We start from the raw sequence: 15,021 nt of genomic DNA on the forward strand, positions 1-15,021 counted from the left end.
TGAATTTTGACATTATGATAAGTAGTACCTAACAATATGCCAAAAATACGTCCATATTTAATAAATTATTGACATTTTAACTGACAATTATAGTTGGTAGGATATTAATTGTCGGTTCAACAAACAATATTCATGAAAAGGAACAGCATTAATGTCTAAATTTATCGTATCACCCAAGGAAGGCGTGCCATTCGTTAGTGTACAAGCGATGGCTAAAATGATTCATGATTATGGCGTTGAGCAATGTATTACAGATCTAGTGGATGCTTTAGAGCAAGATTATCTTCGTTGGGATCAATTTGAAAAATCTTCTCGCTTTGCTTCGCATTCAAAAAACGGTGTCATCGAGTTGATGCCAGTCAGCGATGGAGAGATGTTTGCCTGCAAATATGTCAATGGTCATCCAATCAATACCAAACGAAACTTGCAGACCGTGGCGGCGATGGGTATCTTGTCTGACGTCGAAACTGGCTATCCTATTTTGCTGACAGAGATGTGTATCCTGACGGCATTACGTACGGCTGCCACATCAGCTATGTTGGCCAAACATTGTGCGCCAAAGGGCGTCAAAAAACTTGCGTTAATAGGAAACGGCGCTCAGTCTGAATTTCAAGCATTGGGTATGAAAGCCATCATGGGTATCTCAGAAGTTCGTTTGTATGATGTTGATCCAGCAGCATCGCAGAAAACGGCTGATAACCTTTCAGACTCAGGTTTGAAAGTGATTGTTTGTCGTACGTTAGAAGAAGCTGTTTTGGGTGCAGAGATCATTACTACCTGTACGGCCGACAAAACCAATGCCACTATTTTACGAGACGATATAATTACAAAAGGTGTTTATATCAATGCGATAGGCGGTGATTGTCCTGGTAAGACAGAGCTGGATAGCAACATATTGATGCGCGCAGATCATGTGATTGTGGAGTTTGAGCCTCAGACACGCATTGAGGGAGAGATCCAAAATTTATCAAGCGATTTCCCTGTTACTGAATTTCATCGCATTCTCAAAGGTGAAGTGCAAGCTCGAACTTCAGATGATGATCTAGTCGTGTTCGATGGCGTTGGTTTTGCTTCAGAAGACTTTACGGCGTTGGTCTTCTTACGCGACTTAATCAGAGAGCAGGGAGGGTATGAGATTTTAGATCTAATCCCGCAACAAGCTGACCCTAAAAACTTATATTCGGTAGTGAAAGAACATAGCAAAGATCATAGCCTAGTGACGAATGAAGCTGAATCTGTGGCTATATCGTAAGTAATTAATACAATAGTTATTAATACTACAAAACGACAAGCACTTCTCATTTTGTGTAGCGTTTAAAATCTGCATTATTTTTTTAAATTTTATCTATATTTAGCAAGGCTCTTGGACAGTTATGGATATGTTTATTGTTTTAAATATATCTGCTAATTTTCAAGAGCTTTACTATATAAAAATGAATTTAATTTAAATGATGTAAAAATTATTTTATTTAATAGAGACAAAATCATGACTGATATGATGAAAAATATAAGAATAGTAGAAGTTTATTCAGATATTGCAGGATATAAAAAAGGCGCCTCTCTAGGCATTGATGCATTAAAAGCATCATCAAAAGAACTCAATGCAGATTATTTTGAAAAATTGCAATTCGACAGTATTGAGGATGATAGCAACAGTGAGGGGGAGTCACAGTTTGCGCATGCAAAATATGCCGATGTGATTGAACCGATCATCTCTAAGTTAGCACATAAAATAAAAGATATAAGAAATGAGAATAAATTCCCAATTGTCTTAGCTGGAGATCATTCTAGCTGCGCAGGAACGATGCACGGCCTAAAAATGGCGCATCCTGATGCTGAAATTGGTGTGGTCTATATAGACGCACACGCTGATTTTCATTCACCATACACCAGTGGATCAGGAAATATGCATGGTATGCCTTTGGCGATGGCTTGTGCCATTGACAATCTAGAATGTCAGCGTAACGAACTCTCTGAAAAAGAAAAAGAGTATTGGGAAAAATTAAAGTTCATGGCATCAAGCGAACCCTCAATCAAGCCAGAAAATGTGGTTTTTTGCGCCGTTAGGGATTATCAAGAAGAAGAAATGGATTTAATTAGAAGACATAAAATCCCTTTATATAGTGTTGCTGAGATAACTCAGAAAGGAATCAGTTCCACAGTAGAGGAAATCTTCAAAAAATTGGAATATTGTGATCATATCTATGTCTCATTTGATGTTGATAGCGTTGACCCTTTGTATGTGCCAGGAACCGGTACGCCTGCAATGAATGGTTTGTCATATGAACAAGCCATGCAACTTAACATAGAGTTAATCAAGAATAAGAAAGTATGCTGTTGGGAAATGGCAGAAATCAATCCTTTGTATAATAATTCAAAAGATGACTCAACCAGAATATTTAAAATTTTAGAAAAAGTGACACAGTCTCTTTTAAATAATTATTAGTATAAATTATTTAAAATGAGTTAAAGAATCTAGCATAAAAAAATCTATTTATGCTAGTTAAAAAATGGACTGCGAGTAAAAATAATATGGACATTATTAAAGCCAATGCTTCAAGTCAAGCTGTCAGCAGTATCAGTATTAGACAATTTTTAAAATTCTTTATACCCTCTATAATAGGTTTGTTGCTCTTCGTATTTCCAATTCCCTATGTAGATGGTAAATTTGTATCATATGCAGAAGGATTTACCATTCCTATCTCTGTCTTAAAGGATTATATACAAGGTTACATGGGCAGCCTTTTGCCACTGTTTGTTGTAATCTCAATTATGATTACATTGTGTTGTACTTTATACACTAAAATCATGAAGCCTTCATTGATTCTAAATAATGCATTTTTAAATAATTTACTGAACGTTACAACACCTTGGCTTATTATTAGAATGCTTGGTGCGTTTTTTGCTGTCGTTACCTATTTTAAATTTGGGTTTGAGGCAATATATTCAGATAATATTGGGGGTTTAATATTATATGAATTAATGCCAATACTTTTTATTGTGTTTTTCTTGGCTGGATTACTGCTACCGTTATTGCTTGATTTTGGCTTATTAGAATTTTTTGGTGTTTTATTAAGTAAAGTAATGAGACCTCTATTTGGTTTACCCGGTAGGTCATCTGTAGATTGTCTAACATCATGGTTGGGTGATGGCACTATTGGCGTATTATTAACTGATAAACAGTTGGAAGGTGGGTTTTATACCAAGAAAGAAGCAGCTGTTATTGCTACAAGCTTTTCAGCAGTTTCGATTACATTCTGTTTAGTCGTCATCTCTCAGGTTAAGCTAGAAAGCTACTTTCTCAACATGATTGGGGTGGTTGCTTTATGCGGGATTGTTTGTGCTTTAATAGTACCAAGGTTATTGCCTTTATCTAAAATTGACAATACGTATGTAGTAGAAAATAGTGATAGAGATCATGAAACCATCCCTGAAGGAAAAACGTTATTTACCCATAGTTTACATAAAGCCGTTTACAAAGCAGAAAAGAGTCCAAGCTTTTTTACTTTCTTAAATGATGGGTTAAAAAATATTTTGGATATGTGGATCGGAATATTGCCTGTTGTTATGGCAATCGGGACGATGGGTTTAATCGTTGCAGAAGAAACACCTGTATTTGATTATTTAGGTATGCCGTTTATTCCATTCTTAGAATTAATGAATATACCTTTTGCAGCAGAAATGTCAAAAACCATTATGGTGGGTTTTGCAGATATGTTTTTGCCTGCGATTATCGGCTCTTCAATAGAATCAGAGTTAACGCGGTTTGTCATCGCTTGCTTGTCAGTCTCTCAACTGATCTATATGTCAGAAGTAGGGGGATTGATTCTAGGCACAAAAATTCCAGTGAGCTTTTTTCAGTTGTTAATAATTTTTCTATTAAGAACCATTATTTCATTACCAATTATTGCATTATGTGCTCATATGATTTTTTAAATTGGGTTTCATGAAAGCTGACTGCACTATATCTGAAAAAAAAGAATATCTGAAAAAAAGAATAAGCAACAAAAGATCACTTATCAAGGTGGTCTTTTGCTATCAATATCAAGCTACTCACAAGATCGTCATTTTGCAAGGTCAATCATACATCATGCAACAGGTATCTGACCAACTACAACTGCATAAGTTTGGTCGCTATTATCCGCGCCAAGACATCGTTTTGACCCACAGAGCAGTCTGTAATGTATACGACGCTATATGGCAAAATCACTTTGACCGCTTTAGCCTCGTTATCACATAAATCATGGGTCAACATATGCGCAAGGACGCGGTCTCTAAGAACATCAATATTACCTCACAGACAAGTATCAAGAAAAAATAGTTTACGGAGGTTGGAGATATGAATGAGTGTAAAACAGCTTTAGAAATTATGAGCCGAAATAAGAATACTATAGAGGCTAGCCTGGCTTTCCATAGTAATGTTGAAAAAATGAAAAAAGAGTTTGTCGGAAAGCTTAAATTAGATTTATACCTAAATGCTAAAAGCTATCCTCAAAAAATTGTTTTAAGAAATATGAAAGTAGATAATAAGTATGAAAAATTTAGCTTCGGAAGTATAGAAAATATTGGAATTATTTGTTTTGAATTTCAAGATTATTATAATAAACCAAGCTTAGGCGTAAGATTTTTAGGAAAATTCAGACATTCTGAATTTGCAAGTGAACATAAAAGTAAAATAAACAGATTGCTAAACGAGAATATTAAAAATAAGCAGTTTGAAAGTTCTAGCTGGTGGCCAGCTAAGGACAAGTTTGAGCCTTTCGATTGGAGAAGCTCTAGTAAGCCGTGGCAAATGATGAAAGATGACACTATGGCTACAAAGATTCTAGATGAGGTTCTAGAAATCTATAAAGTATTAATTGAAAATGGTTATGAAATTACATAAAGGAATACCATGACATGGCTCGTGAACCGCACTTCTTTCCATGAGAAATGTTATGGCAAATGACTCTAGATAGAAGAAGTCGGTTTACACTGGTTTCATTGAGGTATACTTGTCTGAAATAAGACAAACGTACCTTTTCGAGATTATTACATGAAATCTGATCCAGCCTTTTTATTGATAGGGGCATTGGCAAAACAAGCCAATACGACTAAAGATACTATTCGCCATTACGATGAATTGGGATTGCTGAGATCTCGTAAGCGTCAGGCAGGGTCACGATTATATACAGAGTTTCATCCTGAATGTATTGAGCGTATCGAAATAATTAAAAATATAAAAGCTGTCGGTTTTAGTCTTAATGAAATTAAAAATGGTCTTAATGATTATTATGATGGCAATTTCAGTATTGATAAACGAATGCTTGCCGTTTCCGAAAAGCTTGCTCAAGCGAAAAGCGAACAAGCGGCTCTTACCAATGTCATTAATCAACTTACTACTCGTTATAGGGTATTAGAAGAAATGAAATCAAATAATAATACGCTTCTTTCTAAAGATGAATGGCAAAAACGAATAGCGGAGCTACTGCCAAGTGATACGCCGTCTTAATTCAAGTTTGCCGAACTTCACAAACTTGAAGACTGACTGTTTTTTTCGTGAATACCTGCAGATGTATGTCAAGCCTATAGAAACTAACTAAGTGAAGCAGTTGCTTAGCTAAAAGAGACAGCGACTGCGCTACATAAGTAATGTGTCACTTTCAACGTATAGCGCTTCCGTTATAGAATGCATGAAATATCAGACTTTTAGTGGGCTATAAATATTTTCGAATAGTTATAGTGAGTTCAGTATTAAAGCGATACAGTGGGACTGGGATGAATTTTACGCAGCCTCTGTCAGCGTAGTCACAGCACGCCAGAAAAATTTATACCAGTACTGCGTTGGAACATAACGTATCTGTTTTATTTGGAATTGACTATACATTGATTATAAACAAGGAAATTAAGATGCAAGTAAAATTAGGTTTGTTAGTAGCTACCGTGTTGGCGTCAGGATCATGCTTTGCTGCTGATGCTTATAAAGTTTCTACCTCTGTATTTAAAGACGGTGAGTTAATTGCTTCACCTGTGATGCTTGTAAATGCTGAAGAGATGGCATCGATCGCTGTTGACACTAAGTTGCAGTATAACCTGACAGTAAAGCCCTATAATGAGCATACTGCTAAAGTCGTTACGGCTCTTAAAGTTGGTGATGATGTTGCGGAACATGAAACGACCGTTGCCTATGATAAGGAAGCTACAGTTAACAATGGCAAAGACAAACTTACTTTATTGGTTCGTAAAATTACCAGTTGAAGATTATGGCATTCACAGCTATGAAGTCTATATATAAAAAGAGTAAGACCTCTGATCAGTATCCATTCAATTCACCAATTAATTGAATGGATACTCTTGGTTTATAGCGATTAGATACAGACAATAGGAAAAATATTTACCCGACTATAATTTCTGCTGAACCGAGTCGATATCTGCGTAGGCTTAGGTGATGCTATCCTTATTACGCTGCATAATCTGATACGGTTCAAACTTATCTTTATACTCCATACTGGGGCTACCGACAGGCATACCCGTTACAACAAGACTCATTGCTTGTACGGGTGGATTTTCTGAAAACTGTGCCATATATTATGTCACTACACTTTGACCCCTGCCGTCAAATCCGTACAATTAAACTTGGGAAATTTAATTACGCAGCTTGACGATAATAATCAAACCACCCCTGTCTTGGCGATTTATGGCCCAAGCTCTTTTGAATCCTAGTTTGGTTGTAGTACAACTCAATATATCCAATGATATCGCTGATAGCTGCAAATCTTGTTTTATAGTCTTGGTGATATACTAATTCATTCTTTAATACGCCCCAGAAACTCTCTATAGGTGCGTTATCAAAGCAGTTACCTTTAGCGCTCATTGAGCCTGCAAACTGATGTCGCTTGATGATCTTGTGGTAGGCATGACTGCAATATTGGCTGCCTCTGTCAGAGTGAACTATTAGCCCTTTGCTAGGTCGTTTGTTCTTGATTGCCATATTGAGTGCACGGCATACTAGATCTGCTGTCATTCGCTTATTGATCGCATACCCGACCAGCTCTTTGGTGTACAAATCTTTGACTCCAGCTAAATACAACCAGCCCTCATTGGTCCAGATATACGTAATGTCACTGACCCAAGACTCATTAGGACGATTGGCATCAAACTTCTGATCCAGCACGTTTGGATAAACCAGCTTGTTGTGATTAGAGTCGGTGGTCACTTTAAAGCGCTTGTGGCGACGGCATTTAATGCCATGTTCTTCTTTAATGCTTCTGACCATATACAGGCTAATGTTGTGGCCTTGCTCGCTTAGATGAGCATGCAGTCGATCTACGCCATAACGTTCTTTCGTTTCACTGTGAGCCGCTTTAACCAGTAATTCAGACTGGTTGCGATGTATCTGCTGATCACTGATGTCACGACTAATCCAGTCATAGTAGCTCGATGGCTTAATCTTTAATACACGGCACATAGTAGTGATGCTAAATATCTGCTGATTGTCTTTGATAAAGGCGTACTTTACGGGCTGTTTTTCGCGAAGTACGCCGTCGCCTTTTTTAGTATCTCTCGTTCCTCTTCGGCAACTTTGATCTGCCGCTTGAGCTGCTTTATTTCTTGAAGAGCACTCATAAGATCAGGATCATATTGCTCTGTGCCGACAAGCTTGCCTTGATTGGCTTTGTTATGCCAATTAGATAAGGTTTGCATGGCGATGCCAAGCTGCTTTGCGGTCGATGAGATGTTGCCGTTATTGTCTGCTATCTTCTTAACGGCTTCAGCTTTAAATTCTGTGCTATAAGTTCTGATTTTTTTGGTCATGGTAAACTCCGATTAATATGCTTAGTTTACCAAGTTTAGTTATACGGTTTCTTCAGCATAGCTCACTTTGTACTGAAAGATTTCTTAGTGCTTTTTGGTATCACCGACAATCTTATCCATCAAAGCAAACAACAAGCCAGATAATACAAACGTCATATGGATAATGACTTTCCACATCAATACATCAGCATCAGCATCGCTCATCTCTTTGGGTATATCCATAAATGATTTGAGAAGATCAATGGCAGAAATGGCAACGATGGCACCGATTACTTTAAGTTTCAGACCAGAGAAATCAATTTTTCCCATCCATTCAGGACGATCTTCATGATCACCTGTATCAATTTTTGAGACAAAGATCTCATAGCCACTAAATATGATGATGAGTAATAAGCTTGCGACCAATGACATGTCAATAAGAGCCAACGTACCGACGATGACATCGGCTTCAGAAGCAGTAAAGACATGGGTAATCATGTGCCATAGTTCTTGGAAAAACTTGATAAATAGTAAAATAATACCGATCACTAGCCCCAAATAAAATGGGGCTAGTAGCCAACGACTATTAAATATGGTTTTCTCTAATGTTTGTTCAGCTTTCTTTATCATGTATATCTCTTGTTTTTGGAAATATGCGTTATAAAATAAGATGCTTATCTTAGGCAATAGAAAGTGATCCGTGACAGAAGACAGGTCATACCAATCGCTTGATATAACCTGGCATGACTACGATTTTCTACCAAAGCGCTTTTTCTTAATTTGAACGTAGCGTTTAAACGTAAGCTAAAATCAACACTAAGTCATCGCCTTCGCTTGTTGCTTGCGATGCTTAAGTGAAGCAAGCAATGCCCAACCAATAAAGGCAATACCAATCAAACCAGTAATAATCTCTGGTACATGGAATTTCACTGATAGCAGCATAATAATTGCCAAAGCACCAATGGCATAATGCGCACCATGTTCTAGATAGATGAACTCATCAAGTGTGCCTTTGTCTACCAAGAAAATGGTCATCGAACGCACAAACATGGCACCAATCGCCAGACCTAACATAATCACGATAACGTCATTGGTGATTGCAAAGGCGCCAATCACACCATCGAAACTGAATGAAGCATCAAGAACTTCTAAGTATAAGAAACCAATAATACCGCCCTTCATAATCGCGCTGGTCGCTGCGGCGCCTGAACCCTTCTCTTCATTTTCTAAGTCTTCTTCAAGGTCACCCTCGAGCATACCAGAGATAACTTGGACACCAAGATAGACCAAGATACCCCAAACACCCGCAATCAGTACGGCAGAAGCTTGTTCCGCACTTGCCCAAGATACAGCAAACATCAGGACAATAAGTGCAACAAACACGCTCATGGCATCGACTTTGCCAAGCTTTGCTAAGCGGCTCTCAAGCCAGTTAAACCAATGCACTTCTTTATCATCAAAGATAAAGTTTAAGAAGACGAGTAACAAGAAGATACCACCAAAGGCTGAGATTTCAGCATGATGCGCCATCAGTCTTGCTGAGTATTCTTTAGGGTCGTTCAATGCCAGATCTATCACTTGCATCATGCCAAGGTCTGCGGTAACCGCAACGATGACAATTGGGAATACCAAGCGCATACCGAATACAGCAATTAAAATACCAACGGTTAAAAATATCTTTTTCCAAAACTCGTCCCAGCCTTTAAGGACTGAGGCGTTGACCACCGCATTATCAAAGGATAATGAAATCTCCATGACGGCCAAAATAGCAGTAATAGAAAGGGTGGTTATCAAACCGCCCATACCGCCATGTGAATATCCCCACCATGCAGCTACCATCAATGCGATAGCTGTGAAGATGAAGTCTAAATAAAAATGTCTCATGACACATCCTGTCTGGTTGCGTAAAGCTAAGGTTGTCTATTATAGACGCAGCATAAAAAAAGTGGCTATCGCTAGCCACTTTTCCATGTGTGATTTTTTATAAAATATAAAGTATTCTTAAAGAATCTTCTATATAAAATTGTGAACGTGTTTTTTATAGATAACATTCTCTGGTTTGGTGTCAAAAAATATCTTGTACGTTATCTAAAATTATTACTATCTATACCGCATACCCGAATGTTTGAATCATAATTAGGGAGCCACTATTATTTCCATCAATCTAGTTTAGATTCACATATTTTTAAGCACGGGCTAAATTCGCTGCTAGCGTAATTTGTTTCGCCATCAATTGATTCATATCGACACCGACTATTTGACCCTCTAATACACGCCATTTACCGGCAACCATTACCTTATCTGCTTTGGTTGCACCACAAAGTAGTATTGCTGCAACAGGAGAACCTGCGCCTGCAAAGCGTATTTCATCAAGTTTAAATAGCGCGATATCGGCTTGTTTACCGACCGCTATTTTGCCAATATCATCACGACCTAAACATCCTGCTGAGCCTATAGTTGCCCATTGAAACGCTTTTTGATGGGTTATTTCTTCAGCACCATAGCGCAAGCGTTGCAACAATAATGCTTGGCGGACTTCACCAATCATGTTCGAGCCGTCATTGAGCCATCAACACCAAGACCGACAGGGCAACCCGCCTCTTGTAGGGCAAGGGTAGGGCACTGCCCTGACGCTAATAACATATTTGATGAAGGGCAGTGGGCAATACCCACATGCGCTTTACCCAATCGTGCTATTTCTTCATCGTTAAAGTGAATACCGTGCGCAAGCCATGTACGATTATTTAACCAACCAACGCGCTCAAGATAGTCCACAGGACGCACGCCAAACATTTTTATACAAAAGTCTGTTTCATCATGGGTTTCGGCCAAATGGGTATGTAATCTGACATCAAGCTCTTGGGCTAAATCAGCCGTCGCTCGCATCAGTTCTTCACTAACAGAAAATGGGGAGCAGGGGGCTAGTGCTATGCGGGTCATCGCGCCATCTTCATATTGGTGATAGGCTTTAATCAATCGCTGGCTATCATCTAAGATTTCGCGATCTGTTTGAATGGTGGTTCGAGGAGGCAGGCCGCCCTGATCTTCACCTAAGCTCATTGAGCCACGGGTAAGGTGAACGCGGATACCCAGTTTGGTCGCTTGCTCTACTTGAATATCAATAGCATGCTCTAAACCATTAGGAAATAAATAATGATGATCACTGGCGGTAGTACAACCAGAGAGTAGTAATTCGCAAAGCGCTATTTGGGTAGATGTTGCTATCATTTCAGGGGTTAGTCTGGCCCAAACGGGATAAAGACTTTGTAACCAAGGGAAGAGATTTTTGTTTAAGGCGGCAGGAAAAGCACGGGTCAATGTCTGATAAAAGTGATGGTGGCTATTGATTAAGCCGGGTATAAGAACGTGTTCATGAGCATCCACTACCTCATCAACCGCTTGCAAGGGTTGTTCACCAGCCCTTATTAATTCGACAACAAGATCATTTTGAATAACGATACCGCCAGCATAAGCGGGGTCTAAACAGTCGAGGGGGTTTTTGATCCAAGTTCTTTGAGATTTAACCTGCATAGTGACTCCTAATAGTCATCAGGTTTAGAAAAGATTAAGAAAAATCTTAATCGCTTAAACCCGGATGTAGGAGCTACTAACACACAAACCGGAAAGGTATGAATAGTAGTTGATTTAAAATCACGGCTATTTAATGATCGCCTCCAAATCATTGTTCATAAATATCTTGGCAAAAAACAACTGTGTTGTCAATTATTAAGTAACTTGTGTTCTGCTTGAACTATATTACTTATGATCTATACCCTGTTAATCAAGAAAAAAAAACGGCTATGGTGTTTTGCTAGTGACCCAATTGGACAAATGACTATAGAGAGTCTTGATTAAAAACAACAGACAGCTCATTTGCAGCTTCCTGCAAAAGAGGTACATGGCTTAATAATTCTTCCAAAGACTTTTTGACAGTGGGACCATGAGTAAATACGGTGGCAAATGCTTGCTGCTCACCATTTGGAATGAGTACCGCACAGGCGACCATGCCTGGAATAAACTCTTCGTTATCTATCCCTATCTGAGTATCACGCGTTTTAGCGATTGTCTTCAATAGCTGGTTTTTATCGGTTTGTGTATTGGTGGTCAAGGCATGTATCGACATTTTATCAATAATACGTTCGCACTTATCAGTAGGCAGTTGTGCTAGAAGTAACTTACCACTGGCACTTGCCCAAACTGGAATATGAGAACCCGCAGGTAAGTATATTTGCAGGGGCCAATCAGACAATACGCGATCGACGTAAACCACGTCTAAATCTTGCATAATCGCAATACCTACCGTTTCGCCTATTTGTGCCGAAAGCTGTTGCAAGATTGCCAGCCTTTCAGTTTTAAAGTGATTGTTTTGCCATAAATCTATGGCTAGCTGATAAGTTCGTTTTCCGCAGGTTACTTTTCCAGGTAGATCTAATTGGACGAATCCAAGATTCTGTAGCTGTTCTAGCAATCGATACATACTTGGTATCGGTATGTCTAACGCTTCTGCTAAGTCACTGACACTCATAGGTCTTTGAGACTTGGCTAACATTTCAACTATCTGCAACACACGCTCAACGCTTGAGCCTTTTTTTTTAGCATTATTCATAGCTTAATTCATATCCTTAGCGACACAACGCCGCATAGCTACGTCCATTATAACGAGAAGGCTTGAGCGTTTACATCTTGTTATGATAAATCAATTATGTTATTTTACATAACGATAATTTATATATCGATATATGAAAATTAATGTAGCATAAAAAATATATTGGTGACATGCTAACTTCTAATTTAAGTGATTAAAGGCGAACAATCCTCTCGTTGCAAATACTGAGGTTTTGTAGTCCTAAGAATATATAAGGAATAAATATGAAAGCTTTTGTAGTAGAGAAAGTAGCGGACAGAGCGTTTTCTTGCGCAATACAAGAAGTTCCTGTACCAGAATGTAATAAAGATGAAGTGGTCATAAAGACAACTTATTCATCATTAAATTATAAGGATGCTTTAAGTTCCGTAGGCAATCCGGGTGTGACTAGAAAGTTCCCGCATATCACCGGTATCGATGTGGCAGGAGTGGTACACCAAACGACATCTGATGCCTTTGCAGTCGGAGAAAAAGTATTGGTGACTGGCTACGACTTGGGTATGAATACTGATGGCGGTCATGCAGAATTTGTCAAAGTCCCAGCGTCATGGGTCGCCCGTATTCCTGACACAATAACTGATAAAGAAATTATGACTTTCGGTACTGCAGGATTAACCGCAGCTTTGAGTGTTAATGAGTTGCTAGATAACGGTGTCAAGCCAGAAGATGGTGAGGTTTTAGTCACTGGTGCTACTGGTGGCGTGGGTTCTTTAGCGGTTTCTATCCTGAATAAAATTGGCTTTACTGTCGTTGCCGTATCAGGAAAAGAGGAACAAATTGATTATCTCAAACAAATTGGCGCGTCAGAAGTCATCCTTAGAGATACTTTTAATGAGGACGCTAAAAAACCTATTATGGCTGAAAGATATGCAGGGGTTGTCGATACGGTTGGCGGTGAGATTTTAGCCAATGCCCTAAAATATATAAAATACGATGGGGTTGCTACTTGCTGTGGGCTAACAGCGTCACATGAACTCAATACCAATGTATTCCCATTTATTTTAAGAGGCGTCAGACTCATAGGTATCGACTCGGTTGAATGTAAAATTGAGAAGAAACAAGCGGCATGGGATAAGCTGGCTGGTGAGTTTAAAATAGCTACTTTAGATAGTATCACTAATGAGATTGGCCTAGAAGATATCAAAGACACCTACGCATCGATGCTAGAGGGAAAATCAGTGGGCAGGTATGTCGTAAAAATATAAAGGACATCTATTTTCTTGTCGATATGATATGTAGTAAGAAACTCTTAATTTTTAAAATTAAGAGTTTCTTAGTTTCTATAGATAAAATTTTATCGACTAGTAATGACTCGTATAAGAGGTCATATTTATCCTAAAGATGATCAATTGATAAAATTATAGAGTTTTTAGGAATGTAAGATGGTAACTGTAATACAAGATTTAAAACAAGACTGGTCACTTTCAGCGTCCGTTGCTGGCTTTTTAGCGGTACTCATTGCTTATGCAGGGCCACTGGTTATTTTCTTTCAAGCGGCACAAGCAGCACAAGTGTCAGAGGCCATGATGGCGTCTTGGATTTGGGGTATATCGATAGGCACTGCGATACCTGGTATTTATCTTTCTATCAAATATAAAGCGCCGATAGTGACTGCTTGGTCTGCTCCAGGAACCGTGCTGCTCGTGACATTATTTCCACAGATGAGTATTAATGAGGCCATTGCGGCTTACATTATCTCAGCCATTGTCATTTTTATGGTCGGTGCGACCGGCTATTTTGATAAGGTTTTACAGTGGATTCCTAACAGTATCGCCGCCGGTATGATGGCAGGTATCCTATTTCAGTTTGGCTTAGGGTTATTTGTCGCCACTGACACCATGCCATTTATTATTTTTAGTATGTTGGGCTGTTATTTATTGGCCAAGCGCTTGTCACCGCGCTATACAATGATTTGGGTATTATTATGTGGCGTCATCTTAAGCTTACTATTTGGCAAGATGAACCCTGTTGATATCAATTTCACGATGACCATGCCCGTCTTCATCTGGCCAGAATGGTCATGGCACGCAACGTTTAACCTTGCAATTCCTCTTATTCTTGTGAGTTTAAGTGGTCAGTTTTTACCCGGCATGGCTATCTTGAATTTAAGTGGCTATGACACGCCGGCGAAACCTATTGTCATGGCCACTAGCATTGCCTCACTAGCGGTTGCTTGCGTAGGAGGTATCACCATTACATTAGCAGCAATCACCGCTGCACTATGTACAGGAAAAGATGCGCACGAGCTCAAAGAAAAGCGTTATGTCGCCGGTGTCGCTAATGGTATTTTTTACCTATTGGGGGGATTGTTTGCTAGTAGTATTGTGCTGGTGTTTAGCTTATTACCTAAAGAGCTGATCGCCGCTCTAGCTGGTCTGGCGCTAATAGGTGCTATCTCAGCCAATATTACGGTTGCCATGAAAGATGATAGTCAAAGAGAATCGGCACTGATTACTTTTTTAGCCACGGCATCTGGCATGCAGTTTTTGGGATTGAGTTCGGTGTTTTGGGGCATCTGTATCGGTATGATTGCTCACTACATATTGACTAAAAAAAGCAGCAAGCCGGTTGTGGTATAACTGGTTGGTAAAAAGGTGATTGAT

Annotated in this window: 14 protein-coding genes and 1 pseudogene; 9 read left to right on the top strand and 6 right to left on the bottom strand. The window is 39.0% G+C overall.

What is annotated here, in order from left to right; all coding sequences use genetic code 11:
* Nucleotides 1-151 precede the first annotated feature (151 nt).
* The 7 genes from OEG80_RS03615 (at nt 152) to OEG80_RS03645 (ending at nt 6,237) form a co-directional block, all read left to right on the top strand.
* A complete protein-coding gene (locus OEG80_RS03615; RefSeq protein ID WP_263241783.1) occupies nt 152-1,252 on the top strand; it encodes an ornithine cyclodeaminase in 1,101 nt (366 codons plus the stop codon).
* Nucleotides 1,253-1,486: 234 nt separating this feature from the next.
* Nucleotides 1,487-2,446 (top strand): arginase, encoded by a 960-nt coding sequence (locus OEG80_RS03620; RefSeq protein ID WP_263241784.1) that lies wholly within the window; start codon nt 1,487-1,489, stop codon nt 2,444-2,446.
* A 50-nt stretch (nt 2,447-2,496) separates the two neighbouring features.
* The gene (locus OEG80_RS03625) at nt 2,497-3,936 is read left to right on the top strand and encodes a YjiH family protein (RefSeq protein ID WP_263241785.1); all 1,440 of its coding nucleotides are present in this window, start codon (nt 2,497-2,499) and stop codon (nt 3,934-3,936) included.
* Between the two features lie 154 nt (nt 3,937-4,090).
* Nucleotides 4,091-4,240: a hypothetical protein gene (locus OEG80_RS03630; RefSeq protein WP_263241786.1), complete on the top strand. Its 150-nt coding sequence runs from the start codon at nt 4,091-4,093 to the stop codon at nt 4,238-4,240.
* Between the two features lie 99 nt (nt 4,241-4,339).
* Nucleotides 4,340-4,885 (top strand): hypothetical protein, encoded by a 546-nt coding sequence (locus tag OEG80_RS03635; protein WP_263241787.1) that lies wholly within the window; start codon nt 4,340-4,342, stop codon nt 4,883-4,885.
* 150 nt (nt 4,886-5,035) lie between these two features.
* On the top strand, nt 5,036-5,491 hold the full coding sequence (locus OEG80_RS03640) for a MerR family transcriptional regulator (protein WP_263241789.1): 456 nt from the start codon (nt 5,036-5,038) through the stop codon (nt 5,489-5,491).
* 398 nt (nt 5,492-5,889) lie between these two features.
* Nucleotides 5,890-6,237, top strand: coding sequence for a hypothetical protein (locus OEG80_RS03645; RefSeq protein WP_263241791.1), 348 nt, complete (start codon nt 5,890-5,892; stop codon nt 6,235-6,237).
* A gap of 183 nt (nt 6,238-6,420) precedes the next feature.
* Here the strand turns inward: OEG80_RS03645 and OEG80_RS03650 are convergent, their stop codons facing one another.
* The 6 genes and pseudogenes from OEG80_RS03650 to OEG80_RS03680 all read right to left on the bottom strand — a co-directional run bounded on the left by OEG80_RS03650 (nt 6,421) and on the right by OEG80_RS03680 (nt 12,379).
* On the bottom strand, nt 6,421-6,564 hold the full coding sequence (locus tag OEG80_RS03650; RefSeq protein ID WP_263241792.1) for a hypothetical protein: 144 nt from the start codon (nt 6,562-6,564) through the stop codon (nt 6,421-6,423).
* A 64-nt stretch (nt 6,565-6,628) separates the two neighbouring features.
* Nucleotides 6,629-7,794 (bottom strand): IS3 family transposase gene (locus tag OEG80_RS03655; protein ID WP_263241793.1). Its coding sequence is split into 2 segments (ribosomal slippage): nt 6,629-7,536 and nt 7,536-7,794, totalling 1,167 coding nucleotides; the frame shifts between segments, so codons are not numbered across the junction.
* Nucleotides 7,795-7,878: 84 nt separating this feature from the next.
* Entirely contained in the window at nt 7,879-8,403 is a 525-nt protein-coding gene (locus OEG80_RS03660) for a TIGR00645 family protein (protein WP_011514108.1), read from the bottom strand.
* Between the two features lie 186 nt (nt 8,404-8,589).
* The gene (locus tag OEG80_RS03665; RefSeq protein ID WP_263240383.1) at nt 8,590-9,657 is read right to left on the bottom strand and encodes a DUF475 domain-containing protein; all 1,068 of its coding nucleotides are present in this window, start codon (nt 9,655-9,657) and stop codon (nt 8,590-8,592) included.
* Nucleotides 9,658-9,958: 301 nt separating this feature from the next.
* Nucleotides 9,959-11,304: pseudogene (locus OEG80_RS03675) on the bottom strand (8-oxoguanine deaminase).
* Between the two features lie 304 nt (nt 11,305-11,608).
* Nucleotides 11,609-12,379 (bottom strand): IclR family transcriptional regulator, encoded by a 771-nt coding sequence (locus tag OEG80_RS03680; RefSeq protein WP_263241797.1) that lies wholly within the window; start codon nt 12,377-12,379, stop codon nt 11,609-11,611.
* Nucleotides 12,380-12,642: 263 nt separating this feature from the next.
* Here OEG80_RS03680 and OEG80_RS03685 point away from each other — a divergent pair, with 263 nt between their 5' ends.
* Nucleotides 12,643-13,623, top strand: a complete 981-nt coding sequence (locus OEG80_RS03685) for a YhdH/YhfP family quinone oxidoreductase (RefSeq protein WP_263241798.1) — start codon at nt 12,643-12,645, stop codon at nt 13,621-13,623.
* Nucleotides 13,624-13,800: 177 nt separating this feature from the next.
* Complete coding sequence (gene benE, locus OEG80_RS03690) at nt 13,801-14,997, top strand: benzoate/H(+) symporter BenE (RefSeq protein WP_263241799.1); 1,197 nt, start codon at nt 13,801-13,803, stop codon at nt 14,995-14,997.
* Nucleotides 14,998-15,021: the final 24 nt, after the last annotated feature.

Source organism: Psychrobacter sp. SC65A.3, assembly GCF_025642195.1.
Classification (GTDB): Bacteria; Pseudomonadota; Gammaproteobacteria; order Pseudomonadales; family Moraxellaceae; genus Psychrobacter; species Psychrobacter cryohalolentis.

Excerpts from the sequence above, each read along its gene's own strand:
- OEG80_RS03620 (WP_263241784.1), top strand. The coding sequence starts at position 1,487 with ATGACTGATATGATGAAAAATATAAGAATAGTAGAAGTTTATTCAGAT.
- OEG80_RS03645 (WP_263241791.1), top strand. The coding sequence starts at position 5,890 with ATGCAAGTAAAATTAGGTTTGTTAGTAGCTACCGTGTTGGCGTCAGGA.
- benE (WP_263241799.1), top strand. The coding sequence starts at position 13,801 with ATGGTAACTGTAATACAAGATTTAAAACAAGACTGGTCACTTTCAGCG.
- OEG80_RS03685 (WP_263241798.1), top strand. The coding sequence starts at position 12,643 with ATGAAAGCTTTTGTAGTAGAGAAAGTAGCGGACAGAGCGTTTTCTTGC.
- OEG80_RS03615 (WP_263241783.1), top strand. The coding sequence starts at position 152 with ATGTCTAAATTTATCGTATCACCCAAGGAAGGCGTGCCATTCGTTAGT.
- OEG80_RS03650 (WP_263241792.1), bottom strand. The coding sequence starts at position 6,564 with ATGGCACAGTTTTCAGAAAATCCACCCGTACAAGCAATGAGTCTTGTT.
- OEG80_RS03660 (WP_011514108.1), bottom strand. The coding sequence starts at position 8,403 with ATGATAAAGAAAGCTGAACAAACATTAGAGAAAACCATATTTAATAGT.
- OEG80_RS03640 (WP_263241789.1), top strand. The coding sequence starts at position 5,036 with ATGAAATCTGATCCAGCCTTTTTATTGATAGGGGCATTGGCAAAACAA.
- OEG80_RS03665 (WP_263240383.1), bottom strand. The coding sequence starts at position 9,657 with ATGAGACATTTTTATTTAGACTTCATCTTCACAGCTATCGCATTGATG.
- OEG80_RS03625 (WP_263241785.1), top strand. The coding sequence starts at position 2,497 with ATGCTAGTTAAAAAATGGACTGCGAGTAAAAATAATATGGACATTATT.
- OEG80_RS03680 (WP_263241797.1), bottom strand. The coding sequence starts at position 12,379 with ATGAATAATGCTAAAAAAAAAGGCTCAAGCGTTGAGCGTGTGTTGCAG.
- OEG80_RS03630 (WP_263241786.1), top strand. The coding sequence starts at position 4,091 with ATGCAACAGGTATCTGACCAACTACAACTGCATAAGTTTGGTCGCTAT.
- OEG80_RS03635 (WP_263241787.1), top strand. The coding sequence starts at position 4,340 with ATGAATGAGTGTAAAACAGCTTTAGAAATTATGAGCCGAAATAAGAAT.